The sequence below is a fragment of the Demequina sp. NBRC 110053 genome, from assembly GCF_002090095.1.
GTDB lineage: Bacteria > Actinomycetota > Actinomycetes > Actinomycetales > Demequinaceae > Demequina.
In genome coordinates, this window is the sequence record NZ_BBRJ01000002.1 from 192,201 (window position 1) to 207,905 (window position 15,705).

Consider the following 15,705-nt stretch of genomic DNA (forward strand, 5'->3'; position numbering starts at 1 on the left):
CCGATGCGCGTGCATCACCACATCAAGGAGAACACCATGGCAGACAAGAACGAGATCCTCGCCGGCCTCGCGGAGATCGTGGCCGAGGAGACCGGCCTCGACACCGCGGAGGTCCAGCTCGACAAGTCCTTCACCGACGACCTCGACATCGACTCGCTGTCGATGATGACCATCGTCACGCTGGCCGAGGAGAAGTTCGACGTGCGCATCCCCGACGAGAAGGTCAAGGACCTCACCACCGTGGGCGACGCCGTCGACTACATCGAGTCCGCTCAGGGCTGATCGACGCCAGGGCGCTTGCCCACTTCGCACGTTCCCCATCCTGACAGGAGCACCACATGACCACCGTCGTCGTCACCGGACTCGGCACCACCAACCCCCTGGGCGGGGACGTGGCGAGCACGTGGGATGCGGCCCTCGCCGGCCGGTCCGGCGTGCGCACCCTCGACAACGATTGGGCGGAGACCTACGGCATGGCCGTGAACTTCGCCGGTCAGCTCGTGGTGCCCACGACCGACGTCCTGTCGCGACCCGAGGCGAAGCGCATGGACCCGAGCGCTCAGATGGCGATCGTGGCCACGCGCGAGGCGTGGGCCGATGCAGGATCGCCCGAGGTCGACCACGAGCGCCTGGGCGCCGTGGTCTCCTCGGGCATCGGGGGCGTGTGGACCCTGCTGAGCGCGTGGGACACGATGAAGGAGAAGGGCGCCGCGCGCGTCCTTCCGCTCACGGTGCCCATGCTCATGCCCAACTCCCCCACCGCGTACGTGTCGCTCGAGCTCACGGCCCGCGCCGGGGCGCACTCCCCGGTGTCCGCATGCGCCTCGGGCGCGGAGGCCATCGGCATGGGCTTCGAGATGATCCAGTCCGGCCGCGCCGACGTCGTGGTGGCCGGTGGCACCGAGGCCGCCATCCACCCGCTGCCCATCTCGTCGTTCGCGGCGATGGCGGCGCTGTCCAAGCGCAACGACGACCCGGCGGGCGCGTCGCGTCCCTACGACACGAGCCGCGACGGCTTCGTGCTCGGCGAGGGCGCCGGCGTGGTGGTCCTCGAGTCCGAGGAGCACGCCAGGGCCCGGGGCGCGAAGATCTACGCCCGACTGCTGGGCGTGGGAATGACCGCCGACGGCCACCACATCGCCGCCCCAGAGCCCAACGGCGCCGGCCAGACCCGCGCCATGGCGCTCAGCCTGGAGCGCGCGGGGCTCACCACTCGCGACGTGGCCCACGTCAACGCTCACGCTACGTCGACTCCCGTGGGCGACATGATCGAGGCTCGCGGCATTCGCGGACTGCTGGGCGAGCACGCTGACGAGGTGCTGCTGAGCGCCACCAAGTCCATGACCGGCCACCTGCTGGGCGGGGCTGGCGCGCTCGAGTCGGTATTCACCATCAAGGCGCTGCAGGAGCGCACAGCTCCCCCGACGATCAACGTCACCGACCCCGACCCCGAGCTCGAGGTCGACCTGGTGCGCGACACGCCTCGTGCGCTGCCGGCCGAGGGCGACCTCGCCGCAATCAACAACTCGTTCGGGTTCGGCGGCCACAACGTGGCGCTGACCTTCGCGACCGCGTAGGCCTGTCGCTGGCGCTACGGGCCGACTAGCTCGGTCCCGCACCCTCTGACGCCCCGACGCGCACCGCTCACCACACGGCTGGGACGAGTGATGCAGGTGTGACGGCAGGGAACCCTCACCTGCACCACTGACCACATCTGTACCAGGCGTGTGGTGAGCGGTACGCCCGCAAGGAGGTCAGCGCGACGGCGGCATCACGGCAGGGCCGATGCGCGTGCTGAGGGCTTCGTCGCGCTACAGGTCGGTGGGGGTCGCCTGGTGGTAGCGCAGGCGCCAGCGGCCGTCGTTGACCCAGACGCTCGAACGATGGGTCGCGCCGCGGGTGGCGCGCGAGGGCACCGAAACGTAGGTGACGAGCGCCACGTCCTCGCAGATCGCGACGGCCGTGAAATCCGTCAGCGGCAGCTCGATGTCGATGTCCACGGGCTTGAGCTCGAGCGTGTCGAGACGTGAGAAGACACGACCCGAGCGCCCCACCTCGGAGAAGTTCTCCGCCAGCACGGCGTCCATGTACGCCCTGTCGAAGCGGGTCTCGGCGCGCCACATCGCCTCCTCCATCGCCTGGAGGGTGAGCGCCTCGTCTCGGTTCAGCTCCTGCATGGTCTCCATCCTTCGCGCGCCCTCACGGGCACGAGCCGCGTCAGCCGACGCGGTGGAGCCACCGTACCGGAGCGCCCGACCCTGCGTACCGGAAGGGCTCGAGCTCCTCGTCCCACGCGGCGCCGAGCGCGAGATCCATCGCGCGCTTGAACTCGGCGACGGTGGCGCCAGACTCGAGCACGGCGCGGATCCTGTCCTCCGGCACGACGATGTTCCCGTGCACGTCCGTGACGGCATGGAAGATGCCCAGCGCGGGAGTGTGCGACCAGCGCCCGCCGTCGGACCCGAAGGACGGATCCTCCGTGACCTCGTAGCGCACGTGCTCCCAGCCGCGCAGCGCAGATGCGAGCCGGGCTCCCGTGCCGGGCGTGCCCTGCCAGGCGACCTCGGCGCGGAACAGGGAGGTGCCTGCGGGCTGGTCGGTCCACTCGAAGGAGGCGCGCGGGCCCAGCACTGACTGGGCGGCCCACTCGATGTGCGGACACATCGCGCGGGTCGCCGAATGCACGAAGAGGACACCGCGGGTGATCGCAGCCATGGCTCTTCCTTCCTGTTGAGGTGCGTCTTCCCCTACGACCTCGAAGGAACTGCCCCGCTGCCCGGGTGCTCTGCCACCTATCGTGCCTCATCGCGCGAGGATGCGCCAGCACGCCGCGCGCGAGTGTGGAAGCCTGGGCCCATGCCAGCGCCAGCGATGACCGCACAGCAGATCCGAGAGGCGGAGTCCGTCGCGATGCGCGCCGTTCCCGAGCACGTCCTCATGGCCAGGGCGGCGGACGCGGTGGCCGCCGAGAGCGAGGCGATTCTCGCCTCGAGGGTGGGTCGAATCGCCCGCGCACGCGTGGTCGTCCTCGCTGGATCGGGCAACAACGGCGGCGACGCGCTGCTGGCAGGGGCGCGCCTGCACTACCGGGGCGCGGAGGTGACGGCAGTCATGGTCGGGCCGGGCGCGCACGAGCACGCGCTCGGCGAGTGCGAGGCCGCCGGCACCGCCGTCGTGCGGGCCGATGTGGACGCCGGGCGGGCGGCGGAGGCGGTGGCCCGAGCGGACCTGGTGATCGACGGCATCGTCGGCGTGGGCGCGCGGCCTGGACTGCGATCCCCCGCCGCGGAGCTCGTGGCCGCGATCCCGGACGGCACCGCGGTGCTCGCGGTCGACGTTCCGAGCGGCCTCGACGTGGACAGCGGCGCGGTCGAGGGCGCGCACGTCAGTGCCGACGTCACGGTGACCTTCACCGCACCCAAGCCGTGCCTGGTGAAGCAGCCCGCCGCCGCATCGGCTGGGCGAGTGGTGGTGGCGGACGTGGGCGTGCCGCGCCGGGGCACGTGACCCGAGCTAGGCCTCGAGGGAGGCGCGCAGCTCGCGCATGGCGGCCCTGCGCGCATCCTTGGAGAGGCGGTCGAGGTAGAGCTTGCCGGCCAGATGGTCGACCTCGTGGTTGATCAGGCGCGCCCAGATCTCCTCGCCCTCGATGACCACCTCATTCCCCTCGAGATCCGTGCCCACGGCCTTCGCGTAGGCGGGCCGCTCGCACGGGTACCAGAGGCCGGGCACGGACAGGCAGCCCTCGTCGCCGAGCTCCTGCAGCTCGTCGGAGTTCTCGACGATCTCGGGGTTGAGGATGTAGCCGATGTCGCCGTCGATGTTCCACGAGAAGGCGCGCAGCGAGACGCCGATCTGATTGGCCGCGAGCCCCGCGCGGCCCTCGTAGTCGACCGTCTCGACCAGGTCAGCGACCAGGGTTCGCACGCGATCGTCGATGACGGTGATGGGGTCGCAGACCGTGCGCAGGACGGGGTCGCCGGTCGTTCGGATCTCTCGCATGGCCATGGCTGGTATTCTCTCACGATCCCCTGATGGGAGGCGTCGTCGCTGGAAATGCGGCATCCGCCGCACAGGCTGTGTCACCCTGGACGCGTGAGCGGAACGAGTCAGGTGGACGCCGCATGGGTGCGCGAGCGCTGGCCCGTGCCGGAGGCCGGCGACGACAAGTACTCCCGTGGCGTCGTGGGCGTGGTCGCGGGATCCGATGCGTACCCGGGCGCGGCGGCGCTCGTGGTCTCGGCGGCGGTGCGCGCCGGCGCCGGCATGGTCCGCTACGTCGGGCCGCGTCGCGCCCAGGACCTGGTGCTCGGGCACCGTCCCGAGTGCGTGGTGCACGACCCTGGCGACGCCGCGGAGTCGCTGCCGCGCGCCCAGGCGTGGGTCGTGGGTCCGGGGGTGGCCGACCATCCGGAGCAGGACGCGGCCATCGGCGCCGTGATGGCCGCAGGGGTGCCCATGGTCGTGGACGCCGGCGCACTCGAGGCGGTGGCTCGCGCCAGGGCCTCCGGCTCCCGCGAAGCGCCGGCGGATCGGGTGCTGCTGACCCCGCACGCCGAGGAGCTCATGCGCACGCTGGGCGCCCTCCGCCACGACGTCACTGTCCACGACGTCGCCGCCGACCGCGCGGGCCACGCGCGACTGCTCGCCGAGACCGCGCGAGCCACGGTGCTGCTCAAGGGCTCGCAGACCGTCATCGCCTCCCCCGGCGGCTCGCTCGTCGAGCTTCCACCTGCTCCTCCGTGGCTGGCGACCGCAGGGAGCGGTGATGTGCTCGCCGGCATCGCCGGCGCTCTGCTCGCCGCAGGCATGACCGCCATCGAAGCGGCCGGCTGCGCGTCCTGGGTGCACGCCCGCACCGCCGTGGAGGCGCAGCGCAGCGGCCCCGTGGCCGCGCTCGACCTCGCTGGCGCTCTGCCCGTGGCGGTCGCTCGCATGCTCACCTCCGACGGCTGACACCCCCGCACGTCGCCCGGAATGCGACTGGGCACTCGAGGTGTTCTCCTTGCCGTAGGACCACAACGAGAGCAAAGGAGCATCACCGTGAGCAACACCGACCGACTCGACAACGCCGCCGAGGACGCCCAGGGCAAGATGAAGGAGGGCGTCGGCAAGGCGACCGACGACGAGCAGCTCGAGGCCGAGGGCAAGTGGGATCAGACCAAGGCCGACGTCAAGGACAAGGTGGAGGACGTCAAGGACGCCGCCGCCGACAAGTACAACGACCTGACGGATCGGGACAAGGACGCCTGAGCGCCCGAGCTCCAGTTCCACATACGCATCAGCGGCCGGAACCGTCCAGGTTCCGGCCGCTGATGCGTATGTGGGCCACGGGTCAGTCGGTGTCGTCGTCGACCCAGTCAAGGGTCTTCGACACCGCCTTCTTCCAGGTGCGCATCAGTCGACCCCGCTCGTCCTCGTCCATCTGGGCGCTCCAACGCTTGTCCTCCGCCCAGTTGTCGATGACGTCCTGCTCCCCTGACCAGTAGCCGACGGCGATGCCCGCGGCGTAGGCGGCGCCCAAGGCGGTGGTCTCCGCCACCTTCGGTCGGACCACGTCGACGTCGAGGATGTCGGCCTGGAACTGCATGAGGAGCTCGTTGGCGACCATGCCGCCGTCGACCTTGAGCTCGCTGAGCTCCACCCCGGAGTCCGCTCGCATGGCCTCGAGGACCTCGGCAGTCTGGAAGGCGGTGGCCTCGAGCACCGCCCTGGCGATGTGACCTGCCTTCACGTACCGCGTGAGACCGACGAGCGCTCCGCGAGCGTCCGACCGCCAGTGCGGGGCGAACAGCCCCGAGAAGGCTGGCACGAAGTAGGCGCCCCCATTGTCGTCGACGCTCGCCGCGAGCTGCTCGATCTCGGGCGCATCCTTGATGAGGCCGAGGTTGTCGCGCAGCCACTGCACGAGCGAGCCCGTCACGGCGATCGAGCCCTCGAGCGCGTACACCGGATCCTGATCACCGATCTTGTAGCAGACCGTCGTGAGCAGCCCGTTCTTCGAGGGCACCAGCTCGGTGCCGGTGTTCATGAGCATGAAGTTGCCGGTGCCGTAGGTGTTCTTCGCCATGCCGACCTCGAAGCACGCCTGTCCGAAGGTCGCGGCCTGCTGGTCACCGAGGATGCCTGCGATCGGCACGCCGGGCAGCATGCCGCCCCTGCGCCCCTCTCCGTAGACCTCGGCGGACGAGCGGATCTCGGGCAGCATCGACAGAGGGATGCCCATGTCGGCGGCGATCGACTCGTCCCATGACAGGGTCTTGAGGTCCATCAGGAGGGTGCGCGAGGCGTTGGTGACGTCGGTCACGTGCACTCCGCCGTCCGCGCCGCCGGTCATGTTCCACAGCACCCAGGTGTCGATCGTGCCCATGAGCAGGTCGCCCGCCTCGGCCTTCTCTCGCGCGCCGTCGACGTTGTCCAGGATCCACATCACCTTGGGCCCCGCGAAGTAGGTCGCGAGGGGCAGTCCCACCGTGGCCTTGTACTTATCGGGCCCGTCGTCGCCTCCGAGCCTGTCGATGATCTTCTGCGTGCGCGTGTCCTGCCAGACGATCGCGTTGTACACCGCCTTGCCCGTGGTGCGGTCCCACACGACCGCGGTCTCGCGCTGATTGGTGATGCCCACGGCCATGATGTTCTCGTGGGTCAGGTCCGCCGTGGTGAGGGCCTGGCCCACCACTTCACGGACGTTCTTCCAGATCTCGTGAGGGTCGTGCTCGACCCAGCCGGCCTTGGGGAAGATCTGCTCGTGCTCCTTCTGGCCGGTGGACACGATCGAGCCGGAGGAGTCGAACACGATGGCCCTGGAGCTGGTAGTGCCCTGGTCGATCGCGAGGACGTAGTCGTTCATGAGGTCGTTCCTTTCACTGCGTTGTGGAGGTGGGGCGCTCGTGGCGCCGCTTCAGTGCGACGTGCTGGTCAGTAGAGCGCGCCGGCCAGGAGGCCGCCCGCGATGCCGCCGAGGATGGGTCCGACGACCGGCACCCATGCGTACGACCAGTCCGAGGTGCCCTTGCCCTTGATGGGCAGCAGCGCGTGTGCGATGCGCGGGCCGAGGTCGCGAGCGGGGTTGATGGCGTAGCCCGTGGGTCCACCCAGGCTCGCGCCGATGCCGACGACGAGGAGAGCGACCGGGAGGGGTCCCAGATCTCCTGGCCAGTTGGCGAAGCTGAGCACCACGAAAACGAGCACGAAGGTCGCGACGACCTCGGTCACGAGGTTCCAGCCGTAGGAGCGGATCGCCGGGCCCGTCGAGAAGACGGCGAGCTTGAGGCCCGCATCCTCGGTCTCGTCGAAGTGCTTCTTGTACACGAGGTACGCCAGCACGGCGCCGACGAAGGCGCCCACCATCTGCGCCACGATGTACACCGCGAAGTTCGCGGCGTTGACGGGGATGTCGGGCGCGAACTCCTCGGCGCCGGACGCCCAGATGCCGAAGGTGACGGCGGGGTTGATGTGCGCTCCTGAGGAGAAGGCGACGAACACACCGGCGAACACGGCGAGGCCCCAACCGAAGTTGATGAGCAGCCAGCCCCCGTCGAGGCCCTTGGACTTGGCGAGCAGCACGTTGGCCACCACGCCGGCTCCCAAGAGGATCAGCATGCCTGTTCCCAGCATCTCGGGGATGAAGATGTCAGTCACGGACTTTCCTTTCTTTCACGCCATTGTGGAAGGGTGGCGACGCGAGTCGCCCAGCGGCACCGCGGCTGCGGATGCCACGCTCAGTCGGGGTCGGATGCCCCGGCGGTGTCGAGTGCCATCATGGGAGCAATGCTGGGGACCGTCGCTCGCACGGCGGTCGCCTGCTCCTCGCTCTGCTCGCGAGCCGCGGCCGCATCCGCCTCGATGCGGGCTCGGTAGGAGGAGATCTCGCGGTCAATGCGGGCCTGATCCCAGCCCTGGACCGCCGCGACGATCTGCGCGATCTCGGGCGCGGCGGCCAAGCCCGAGTCAGCCATCTCATACACGAGCCGCGTGCGGTGAGTCATGACGTCCTCGAGATGCATCACCTGCTCGTGGGTCGCGGCAAAGTGGATCTCGGCACGCAGGTAGGCGGGGGCGTGCTCGAGAGGCGCGGCGAGGTCCGGCTGCCGCTCGATCTGCTCCAGCAGGTCCGACAGCCCGGAGCCGTACCTGTGGGTGAGGTGGTCGAAGGTCGCGCGCGTCCAGCCGTGCTTCATGCTGAGCGCCCGCCCTTGCCTCCTCACCGCCTTGAGCCCCTCCGCGCCCCACAGCGGGATTCGGTCGGTGATCGACGGCAGCGTGGACGCTCGGGAGCCGAGCGCGAAGTCGACGGCGTCCTTCGCCATCACCCTGTACGTGGTGAGCTTGCCCCCCGCGACCACCGTCATGCCCGAGGCGGGAGACGCGACCGTGTGCTCACGCGACACCTTGGCCGACGACGTGCCTTCCTTGGTCCCTGGCTGCAGCAGCGGGCGCAGACCCGCGTAGGTGCCGATCACGTCGTCGACCGTGAGCGGATGCGCGAGCACCTCGTTCGCGTGCGCGAGGATGTAGTCGACGTCCGCTCTGGTCGCGACGGGATGGATCGGATCGAACTCATAAGGAGTGTCCGTCGTGCCGATGATCCAGTACCGCGACCAGGGGATCACGAACAGGACCGACTTCTCCGTCTGGAGGATCAGCCCCACGTCGCCCCGGATCTTCTCGCGAGGGACGACGACGTGGACGCCCTTGGAGGCGAGCACGTGCAGGCCTCCCTCGCTCTGCGCGAGCGCCTCGGTCTCCTCCGTCCACACACCGGTGGCGTTGACGACGTGCCGTGCCCGGATCGCTCGCTGCTCACCGGACTCGAGGTCCTGCACCACGGCGCCCGTGACGGCGCCCACAGGCGAGTGGGTGAGCGACACCACCTGCGTGCGGTTGGCGGTGAGCGCCCCGTACGAGGCGGCAGTGCGGACCAGGGTGAGCACCAGTCTGGCGTCGTCCACGGTGGCATCCCAGTACTGAATGGCCCCGATGGCCGCGTCGTGGCGCAGGTCGGGGAAGCGCTGGGCCAATCCGCCCCGCGAGAGGTGGCGATGGACCGGGAGAGCTCGCCTGCGCCTGCCGTTGACGGATGCGAGCGTGTCGTAGAGAGCGACGCCAGTGCCGACATAGGCGCGCTCCCACACGCGGTTCTCGAGGGGGTACAGGAACGCCACCGGCTCGACGAGGTGCGGGGCGAGCTCGGTGATGAGCAGATCGCGCTCGGTCAACGCCTCGTGGACGAGGTGGAAGTCGAGCATCTGCAGGTAGCGCAGGCCTCCGTGCACCAGCTTCGACGAGCGCGACGAGGTGCCCGACGCCCAGTCCTGCGCTTCGACGATCCCGGTGCGCAGTCCTCGCGTGGCCGCATCGAGGGCCACGCCGGCGCCGGTCACTCCACCGCCGATGACGAGGACGTCGAGACCCTGGGCGTCGCTCATCGCCTCGAGATCTGCGAGGCGGCTCTGCGGGTTCAGCATGCTTCTCATCCGTGGTGCCATCCTTTCGTCATCTCATTTCACCCCATCGTGGACGCATGTGCCGCTAGGATGCACATATGTGCAGCGAAGAGTGCGGGCGGTGAGAACTCGCGACACTTCCGGCCGCCCGGGAATTCTCGGTCGAGACGAGGTGATGCGGAAGGCGGCTGCGCTGTACTACCTGGACAACCACACGATGGAGTCTGTCGCGCGCCGATTGGGACAGTCGCGCTCGAGCATCTCGCGCCTGCTGAAGGAGGCGCGCGAGACCGGCATCGTCCGTATCGACGTCAGAGACGTCGACACGGCCAACGACCTCGCGCACCGGCTCGGGGCGGCCTTCGACATCCGCGCGCAGGTCGTGCGCGTCCGAGAGCCGGCGTCGGACGCCGACCGTCTGGACAGGGTCGCTCGACACGCAGCGGCGGCGTTGCCGGAGTGGTTCCGCGACGGCATGACGCTTGGCGTCGCGTGGGGCACGACGGTGTCCGCGATCATCTCCCACCTCACCGACCATGTGCTCACCGACGCCATGGTCGTGCAGCTCAACGGATCGGCCTCGCCCACGAGCACGGGCGGCGAGTTCGGCGTTGAGCAGGTCGCGGCGATCGCCCGCGCGTTCGATGCCGAGATGACGCCGTTCCCCGTGCCGGCCTTCTTCGACTTCCCGCGCACCCGAGAGCTGATGTGGCAGGAGCGCTCCGTGCAGCAGGTCCTGGCCCGGCAGGCAGCGGCGGACATCACCCTGTTCGGGGTCGGATCCCTGCACTCCCCCACCCCGTCGCACGTGTACGCCTCCGGCTACCTCGACGAGGCCGACCGCCGGACGCTCGCGGCCAACGATGTGGTGGGCGACGTCTGCACCGTCTTCCTACGCGCCGACGGATCATGGCGAGACATCGCCATCAACTCCCGGGCGAGCGGCCTCACGCCGCTCCAGCTCTCGCGGATCCCGCGGCGCGTCGCCGTGGTGGCGGCGCCAGCGAAGTCGGTCGCCCTCCTCGCGGCGCTGCGGGCCGGCGCCATCACCGACCTCGTCCTCGACTCGGGCACCGCACAGGCTCTGCTGCGCAGGGCCGAGCGGTCGCCGAGGTCGAGGGGGTAGCCGCCGCGCCACCACTCACGTGTACCGCGCGCAGGCGGGGGTGCACGCGGACGGGCGACCCTGCCTGCGGACAGGCGCGCGACGCGTCAGGCCGACGGGTGCTCCTCGCCCCGGGGTTGATCCGATCGCTCAGGCTGCTCCGCTCGCTCGGGCTCAGCCTGTCGCGTCGCCTGCGCCTCGCGAGCCTCCTGAGCCAGGCGTGCCTCCTGCGCTATCCGTGGCTCCTGCGCCTCACGTGCCGCCTGCGCGTTGCGCGGCTCCATCGCCTCGCGCACGATGGCGTGGTGCGCTCGCTCGTGCGGGTCGTCGTCGTTGCGCCCGTCGATCGTGCTGTTCCGCATGCGCGTCTTCTCGCGCACGAAGGTGTCCCACCGTTGGAGCTTGAGGCGCTCGGCGGCGGTGGTGTGCTCGAACTGGTAGCGCGCGTTCTGGTTGCGGTAGCGCTTGTAGAGGGTCGCGTATGTGAACCACCCCACCACGAAGGGCACCGCGAACAGGATCAGGCCGAAGAGTGCTGTCCCGCCCTCCCCGCTCGAGGCGAGCACGGCTGCGGACGCCGCCACCGCATCGGCGCTGCTGAGGATCCCCATCCCCATCACCCTGCCAGCACCGCGGCCGCGCCCAGCGGCCAGGCGACGAGCGCCGTGAGAGCCGTGACCAGCGCCGTGACGCCGAAGAGTCGGGCCTTGTTGATGGGCACCGAGCCCATGACGTTGCCATGGCGGCCGTTGACGGCGATGTAGTGCACCATCATGCGGCCGTTGTCGAGCCGCTCGGCGTAGCTGTAGAGCCACACGGGCACGAACACCGAGGCCCAGCGGCTGCCGTGCACCTCGAGTTCCTCATGCGTCCACCGGACACCGCGGTCGTACGCGGTGATGTCGTCGCGGATCGACTCTCGCGCCATCGTCAGGAAGTGCGCGTGGGCCTTGCGCGTCACGTCATCGATGTTGAGGTCGCGCTTCTCCGCGGTCATCTCGCCCATGTAGTTGCTGTCGAACGCGACCATGTTCTTCACGTCGTACGGCAGCAGGGAGTTGATGATGTTGTTGGTGTTGGAGCGGTTGTCGATGTTGGACCGGCCAGCGGAGGACTCGACGATCAGGTCGTCGATGTGCAGGTCGAAGTCCCTGACCACCTCGAACTGGTTGGCGTCGTAGTAGGTGGTCGAGGTGTTCTCGCCTGTCTTGACGGTGTAGCGCCGGGTCTGGATCTCGCCCTCGCCGTGGAACCGTGCGGACACGTTGCCGTCGACCGTCATGTACGGCATGTACACGCCCAGCACGTTCTCCGGCCTGAACTCGGCACGGAACTTCTTGAGCGCGAAGAACCGCCGCGCCCCGGCGAACTCGCCGATCCGCGCGATTGCCTCCTCCTTGGTGATGTGGAACGGCAGGATCCCGTCGGGGACGGCGCCGTTGGGGATCTTGTCGTTGATCGACAGGATCGAGCGGCACCAGTGACAGCGGGACTCGAGCGCGCGCGAGGTGTCGATGACGACCTCGGACCCGCACCCCTGGCACTTGAGCGTGAGGAGGTCGTCGCCGCTCGTGATGTCGGAGGCGCCGGTCAGGAACGCGCGTCCCTCAAGTGCGCCAATCCCCTCGCCCAGGCCGTGCGTGTCCTCGAGGCGGCTGCCCACCCATTCGTAGCGGCAGAAGCCGCAGACGAGGCTCAGCGTGTTGCCCTTGCGCGACACCTCCGTGGAGCCGCACTGCGGGCAGTCGTCGTGGCCGTGGGCACGTCCCGTGGACGTGTCGATGTGCGTCTCGGGCGCCGATGCGGCGGCAGGCTGACCCTGTCCGCTCGCGTCTGGCTGGGACGGCACGCCGGGCTGGTGCGGTTGCGTCATGGCTCCCTCGGCGGACCCGCGCTAGAGGCCCAGTGCCTTGCGCTTGAGCGCGTCGAAGTCCTCCTGCGTGATGAGGCCCTCGTCGAGCATCGCCTTGGCCTCGCGGATCTGGTCCGCAGCGCTCGGCGCAGCGGCCTCAGCGGCCGGTTGCGCGGCCCCCTGCTGCGGCGGCTGCTGCTGCCCGGGCTGGTTCTGCATGAGGCCGCCGAGCGCGCCGCCTGCGGCATTCATGCCCATGCCCATGAAGGCGAGCCCGTCACCGCCGCCGGTCTCGCCGGCCGCCTGGATGCCTCGCGCCGCCGACTGCCGCAGGAACGAGTCGCCGCGTCCGCCTGACAGCGCATCGGCCTTCTGCACGTCTTCGAGCAGCTTCGCGGTGGGGGCGTCGTACTCGATCGCGAGCAGCGCGGCCGCGTGGATGCTCAGGCCGCGCTCGTCGGTCCAGTGATAGTTCTCCTCGACCACAGCGGACAGCGACTGCGCGAAGCCCAGCGCGTCGCCCTGGATCTTCGAGATGCGGTTGCCGCGCTCGACGTCGTTGGTGTAGCGCGAGAAGGCTGCCGCCAGGGATCCTACGACCTCGTTGAAGAGCTGCTCCGAGACGGGGTTGTCCACCGCTGACAGGTCGAAGATGCCGGCGTTCTGCGAGATGTAGGCCGCAGGCAACAGGCTCTTCGCGAACAGGATCGGGTCGACGACCTTGAGCGTGTAGGAGCCGCGGGTCACCGCGCCGGCCTGCGTGCCGAGGTAGCGATCGTCCCAATAGATAGGCCCCTGGGTCCCGAACCGATTGTTGGGGATCTCCTTGAGGTTGACGTAGAACGCGAGGTGCTGGACGCCGGGCTGGCCGCCGTACTTGAAGCGCTCCCACGAGGACTGCACGGTCGAGGAGAGGAATCCGCCGCCGGTGAACAGCGACTTCGCCTGCTGGTCGTCGTCCGAGAAGACGTACCCGCCGGCCTCGGCCACCAGGTTCGTGATGCGGCCGTCCTGGAACGTGAGGAGCCCCATGCCCTCGGGCACGACGATCTTCGATCCGTTGGTGATGATGTTCTCGGAGTGGCGGATGTTGGAGCCGCGGCCCGCGTTCTGACCCTTCATCACCGCGGGGAACACCACGGCCGTCTGGGGAACGTTGTCCGGCGGGATCAAAAAGTCGATCCACTGGTCCGCGAGCGTGCCGCTGATCGCTCCCACCGCTGCCTGAATGAAGCCCATGCCTGCCCCCTCGTCGTGGTCCGTGGCGTCAGGCTATCGCACGCCGATGGCGCACGGCTCGCGCGTCAGGGGCCGCTTCGCGCCGGGCGACAGTCCTCGGCTCACGCGGCGACGAGGGTGATGGCGACGCTCGCCCGATCGCCCACCTCGACACCCTCCTCCTTCCGTACCGACGCCTTGACGGGGAGGATGTACGAGCCGTGCTCCTTCGACGGGAACATCGACGTCCTCCAGGTGGTCGAGCCGATGGTGACCTCGACCTTCACGGCACCGAAGCCGCGCTCGGGCCCCACCTGGAGGGCCTCGACCTCATCGGCGACGCCTTCCGGGAGCGTGAGGAACACCCACTGCGCGCCGTTGCCGGTCCACTGCCACAGCGCGGCATCGAACTGGTAGGTCGTCATGGCGGCCAGCCTAGGCGAGCGGAGTAGCGCCTGTGATGTCAGGCGCGAGTGAGACCATGTCGAGAGCGTGTGGCGACAGGAGGTGGCGGGTGCGCGGCGAAGCGACAGTGCTCCACGCCGATCTCGACGCGTTCTACGCCTCGGTGGAGCAGCGGGACGAGCCCGCGCTGCGGGGCCGGCCCGTCATCGTGGGCGGCGGTGTCGTGGTAGCCGCGAGCTACGAAGCGAAGGCCCAGGGGGTGCGCACTGCGATGAGTGTGCACCGGGCGCGGGCGCTGTGCCCCGACGCAGTCATCGTCCCGCCCCGGATGGAGGCCTACTCCGCGGCCAGCCGAGCGGTCTTCGAGGTGTTCCACGACACCACGCCTTATGTGGAGGGAATCTCGATCGACGAGGCGTTCCTCGAGGTGGGGGGACTGCGCCGGCTAGCAGGAGCCCCCGAACAGATCGCCGCACGGCTGCGGGCACGCGTGCGTGGCGAGGTGGGCCTTCCGATCTCCATCGGCGTCGCGCGGACCACGTTCCTCGCGAAGGTCGCGAGCGCGGCAAGCAAGCCTGACGGGCTCCTCGTGGTGGAGCCGGAGCGCGAGGAGGAGTTCCTTCATCCGCTCCCGGTCGAACGGCTCTGGGGCATCGGCGCGGTGACCGCGGAGAAGCTGCACGCCCGAGGCATCTACACCGTCGGACAGCTGGCGCAGATCGAAGTCGACATAGCCAAGCAGTGGCTCGGCAAGGCAGCCGGTGCACAGGTGCATGCGCTGGCCCGGCTCCGGGATCCGCGCCCAGTCGAGACGGCCAGGCGCCACGGGTCCATCGGCTCGCAACGCGCGCTCGGCAACCGACCCCATTCGGGAGCTGAACTCGAGCTGATCATCATTCAGATCGTCGACGGGCTCGCGAAGCGCCTTCGCGACCGAGGCTCCTCATGCGCCACGGTCGTCCTGCGACTCCGCTACGGCGACTTCACGAAGGCGACTCGATCGCGCACCCTCGCCGCGCCCACCGATCACACCGCGGTGCTGCTGACCGCGGCCCAGGGATTGCTCGCCGCGGCGGATCGTGACATCGCCGCACGCGGCATCACCCTGATAGGCGTCTCGCTGTCACACTTGAGTCGCGCTGGCACAGTTCAGGGGGAGCTCCTCCTCGACTGGAAGGATGGGGCGCGCATCGACGCCAAGCTGGACGGCGCGATCGACGCGGTACGCGATCGGTTCGGCTCCTCTGCCGTCACGCGCGCGGCGCTCATCGGTCGCGACCCCGGGTTGAGCGCGCCGCGACTGCCCGAACAGGAGTAGGACTGTGCGAATCCCTCCGAGTCGGGCTCCATGCTCCATGAGACGAAGTCCGAGCGCTGGGTCACCCCCACAGCGAGTGCACGCCTACCGTGGGCCAGGTGGGGCTCGAACCCACGACCGACGGATTATGAGTCCGCTGCTCTAACCGGCTGAGCTACTGGCCCGTATGCCGCCCGAGCGGCCGCGGGACAGTCTAGCCGCGCGCCGCTACGGGCCCGGTCGGGAGTGTGCGAGCGCGACCCGTGGATCATGTAAACTCGTGGATCGCGATCCTCCATAGCTCAATTGGCAGAGCAGCCGACTGTTAATCGGCAGGTTGTTGGTTCGAGTCCAACTGGAGGAGCTCACGCAGGCCGGTCCG

Annotated in this window: 17 protein-coding genes and 2 tRNA genes; 8 read left to right on the top strand and 11 right to left on the bottom strand. The window is 69.4% G+C overall.

Annotated elements, in window-relative coordinates; translation table 11 throughout:
- The first annotated feature begins 36 nt into the window (after window positions 1-36).
- Both B7K22_RS00915 and B7K22_RS00920 read left to right on the top strand, forming a co-directional pair.
- Window positions 37-282, top strand: a complete 246-nt coding sequence (locus B7K22_RS00915; RefSeq protein ID WP_084039610.1) for an acyl carrier protein — start codon at window positions 37-39, stop codon at window positions 280-282.
- 56 nt (window positions 283-338) lie between these two features.
- On the top strand, window positions 339-1,577 hold the full coding sequence (locus tag B7K22_RS00920) for a beta-ketoacyl synthase (protein ID WP_084037929.1): 1,239 nt from the start codon (window positions 339-341) through the stop codon (window positions 1,575-1,577).
- 234 nt (window positions 1,578-1,811) lie between these two features.
- Here B7K22_RS00920 and B7K22_RS00925 read toward each other — a convergent pair whose 3' ends face one another.
- Both B7K22_RS00925 and B7K22_RS00930 read right to left on the bottom strand, forming a co-directional pair.
- Window positions 1,812-2,177: a DUF4440 domain-containing protein gene (locus B7K22_RS00925; RefSeq protein WP_159448706.1), complete on the bottom strand. Its 366-nt coding sequence runs from the start codon at window positions 2,175-2,177 to the stop codon at window positions 1,812-1,814.
- A 40-nt stretch (window positions 2,178-2,217) separates the two neighbouring features.
- Window positions 2,218-2,715, bottom strand: coding sequence for a DUF3145 domain-containing protein (locus tag B7K22_RS00930; protein ID WP_084037931.1), 498 nt, complete (start codon window positions 2,713-2,715; stop codon window positions 2,218-2,220).
- A gap of 141 nt (window positions 2,716-2,856) precedes the next feature.
- On the opposite strand from B7K22_RS00930, the gene B7K22_RS00935 reads away from it, so the two are divergent.
- A complete protein-coding gene (locus B7K22_RS00935; RefSeq protein WP_159448707.1) occupies window positions 2,857-3,507 on the top strand; it encodes an NAD(P)H-hydrate epimerase in 651 nt (216 codons plus the stop codon).
- A 6-nt stretch (window positions 3,508-3,513) separates the two neighbouring features.
- On the opposite strand, the gene def is transcribed toward B7K22_RS00935, so the two are convergent.
- Window positions 3,514-4,008 (bottom strand): peptide deformylase, encoded by a 495-nt coding sequence (def, locus tag B7K22_RS00940; protein ID WP_084037932.1) that lies wholly within the window; start codon window positions 4,006-4,008, stop codon window positions 3,514-3,516.
- Window positions 4,009-4,095: 87 nt separating this feature from the next.
- Here def and B7K22_RS00945 point away from each other — a divergent pair, with 87 nt between their 5' ends.
- Both B7K22_RS00945 and B7K22_RS00950 read left to right on the top strand, forming a co-directional pair.
- Window positions 4,096-4,956, top strand: coding sequence for an NAD(P)H-hydrate dehydratase (locus tag B7K22_RS00945; RefSeq protein ID WP_234983250.1), 861 nt, complete (start codon window positions 4,096-4,098; stop codon window positions 4,954-4,956).
- Between the two features lie 87 nt (window positions 4,957-5,043).
- On the top strand, window positions 5,044-5,253 hold the full coding sequence (locus B7K22_RS00950; protein WP_084037934.1) for a CsbD family protein: 210 nt from the start codon (window positions 5,044-5,046) through the stop codon (window positions 5,251-5,253).
- A gap of 82 nt (window positions 5,254-5,335) precedes the next feature.
- Here B7K22_RS00950 and glpK read toward each other — a convergent pair whose 3' ends face one another.
- The 3 genes from glpK to B7K22_RS00965 form a co-directional block, all read right to left on the bottom strand.
- On the bottom strand, window positions 5,336-6,850 hold the full coding sequence (gene glpK / locus B7K22_RS00955) for a glycerol kinase GlpK (protein WP_084037935.1): 1,515 nt from the start codon (window positions 6,848-6,850) through the stop codon (window positions 5,336-5,338).
- 68 nt (window positions 6,851-6,918) lie between these two features.
- Entirely contained in the window at window positions 6,919-7,641 is a 723-nt protein-coding gene (locus tag B7K22_RS00960; protein ID WP_304441536.1) for an MIP/aquaporin family protein, read from the bottom strand.
- Window positions 7,642-7,721: 80 nt separating this feature from the next.
- Window positions 7,722-9,476 carry a glycerol-3-phosphate dehydrogenase/oxidase gene (locus B7K22_RS00965; RefSeq protein ID WP_084037936.1) on the bottom strand — a complete coding sequence of 585 codons (1,755 nt, stop codon included), beginning with the start codon at window positions 9,474-9,476 and terminating at the stop codon, window positions 7,722-7,724.
- Window positions 9,477-9,621: 145 nt separating this feature from the next.
- On the opposite strand from B7K22_RS00965, the gene B7K22_RS00970 reads away from it, so the two are divergent.
- Window positions 9,622-10,572, top strand: a complete 951-nt coding sequence (locus B7K22_RS00970; protein ID WP_084037937.1) for a sugar-binding transcriptional regulator — start codon at window positions 9,622-9,624, stop codon at window positions 10,570-10,572.
- Window positions 10,573-10,658: 86 nt separating this feature from the next.
- Here the strand turns inward: B7K22_RS00970 and B7K22_RS00975 are convergent, their stop codons facing one another.
- From B7K22_RS00975 to B7K22_RS00990, 4 genes are all read right to left on the bottom strand, one after another.
- On the bottom strand, window positions 10,659-11,162 hold the full coding sequence (locus tag B7K22_RS00975; RefSeq protein WP_084037938.1) for a hypothetical protein: 504 nt from the start codon (window positions 11,160-11,162) through the stop codon (window positions 10,659-10,661).
- Window positions 11,163-11,167: 5 nt separating this feature from the next.
- On the bottom strand, window positions 11,168-12,424 hold the full coding sequence (locus B7K22_RS00980) for a hypothetical protein (protein WP_084037939.1): 1,257 nt from the start codon (window positions 12,422-12,424) through the stop codon (window positions 11,168-11,170).
- Window positions 12,425-12,445: 21 nt separating this feature from the next.
- Window positions 12,446-13,642 (bottom strand): SHOCT domain-containing protein, encoded by a 1,197-nt coding sequence (locus tag B7K22_RS00985; protein WP_084037940.1) that lies wholly within the window; start codon window positions 13,640-13,642, stop codon window positions 12,446-12,448.
- A 101-nt stretch (window positions 13,643-13,743) separates the two neighbouring features.
- Entirely contained in the window at window positions 13,744-14,046 is a 303-nt protein-coding gene (locus tag B7K22_RS00990) for a DUF1905 domain-containing protein (RefSeq protein ID WP_084037941.1), read from the bottom strand.
- An 89-nt stretch (window positions 14,047-14,135) separates the two neighbouring features.
- Between B7K22_RS00990 and dinB the strand changes: the two genes are divergently transcribed.
- Complete coding sequence (gene dinB / locus B7K22_RS00995) at window positions 14,136-15,344, top strand: DNA polymerase IV (RefSeq protein ID WP_084037942.1); 1,209 nt, start codon at window positions 14,136-14,138, stop codon at window positions 15,342-15,344.
- A gap of 90 nt (window positions 15,345-15,434) precedes the next feature.
- On the opposite strand, the gene B7K22_RS01000 is transcribed toward dinB, so the two are convergent.
- Window positions 15,435-15,508: transfer RNA gene (locus B7K22_RS01000), tRNA-Ile, on the bottom strand.
- Between the two features lie 106 nt (window positions 15,509-15,614).
- Between B7K22_RS01000 and B7K22_RS01005 the strand changes: the two genes are divergently transcribed.
- A tRNA-Asn gene (locus B7K22_RS01005) sits at window positions 15,615-15,687 on the top strand.
- Window positions 15,688-15,705: the final 18 nt, after the last annotated feature.

Excerpts from the sequence above, each read along its gene's own strand:
- B7K22_RS00915 (WP_084039610.1), top strand. The coding sequence starts at position 37 with ATGGCAGACAAGAACGAGATCCTCGCCGGCCTCGCGGAGATCGTGGCC.
- B7K22_RS00975 (WP_084037938.1), bottom strand. The coding sequence starts at position 11,162 with ATGGGGATCCTCAGCAGCGCCGATGCGGTGGCGGCGTCCGCAGCCGTG.
- B7K22_RS00935 (WP_159448707.1), top strand. The coding sequence starts at position 2,857 with ATGCCAGCGCCAGCGATGACCGCACAGCAGATCCGAGAGGCGGAGTCC.
- B7K22_RS00985 (WP_084037940.1), bottom strand. The coding sequence starts at position 13,642 with ATGGGCTTCATTCAGGCAGCGGTGGGAGCGATCAGCGGCACGCTCGCG.
- def (WP_084037932.1), bottom strand. The coding sequence starts at position 4,008 with ATGGCCATGCGAGAGATCCGAACGACCGGCGACCCCGTCCTGCGCACG.
- glpK (WP_084037935.1), bottom strand. The coding sequence starts at position 6,850 with ATGAACGACTACGTCCTCGCGATCGACCAGGGCACTACCAGCTCCAGG.
- B7K22_RS00920 (WP_084037929.1), top strand. The coding sequence starts at position 339 with ATGACCACCGTCGTCGTCACCGGACTCGGCACCACCAACCCCCTGGGC.
- B7K22_RS00930 (WP_084037931.1), bottom strand. The coding sequence starts at position 2,715 with ATGGCTGCGATCACCCGCGGTGTCCTCTTCGTGCATTCGGCGACCCGC.
- B7K22_RS00990 (WP_084037941.1), bottom strand. The coding sequence starts at position 14,046 with ATGACGACCTACCAGTTCGATGCCGCGCTGTGGCAGTGGACCGGCAAC.
- B7K22_RS00980 (WP_084037939.1), bottom strand. The coding sequence starts at position 12,424 with ATGACGCAACCGCACCAGCCCGGCGTGCCGTCCCAGCCAGACGCGAGC.
- B7K22_RS00965 (WP_084037936.1), bottom strand. The coding sequence starts at position 9,476 with ATGAGAAGCATGCTGAACCCGCAGAGCCGCCTCGCAGATCTCGAGGCG.
- B7K22_RS00925 (WP_159448706.1), bottom strand. The coding sequence starts at position 2,177 with ATGCAGGAGCTGAACCGAGACGAGGCGCTCACCCTCCAGGCGATGGAG.
- B7K22_RS00970 (WP_084037937.1), top strand. The coding sequence starts at position 9,622 with ATGCGGAAGGCGGCTGCGCTGTACTACCTGGACAACCACACGATGGAG.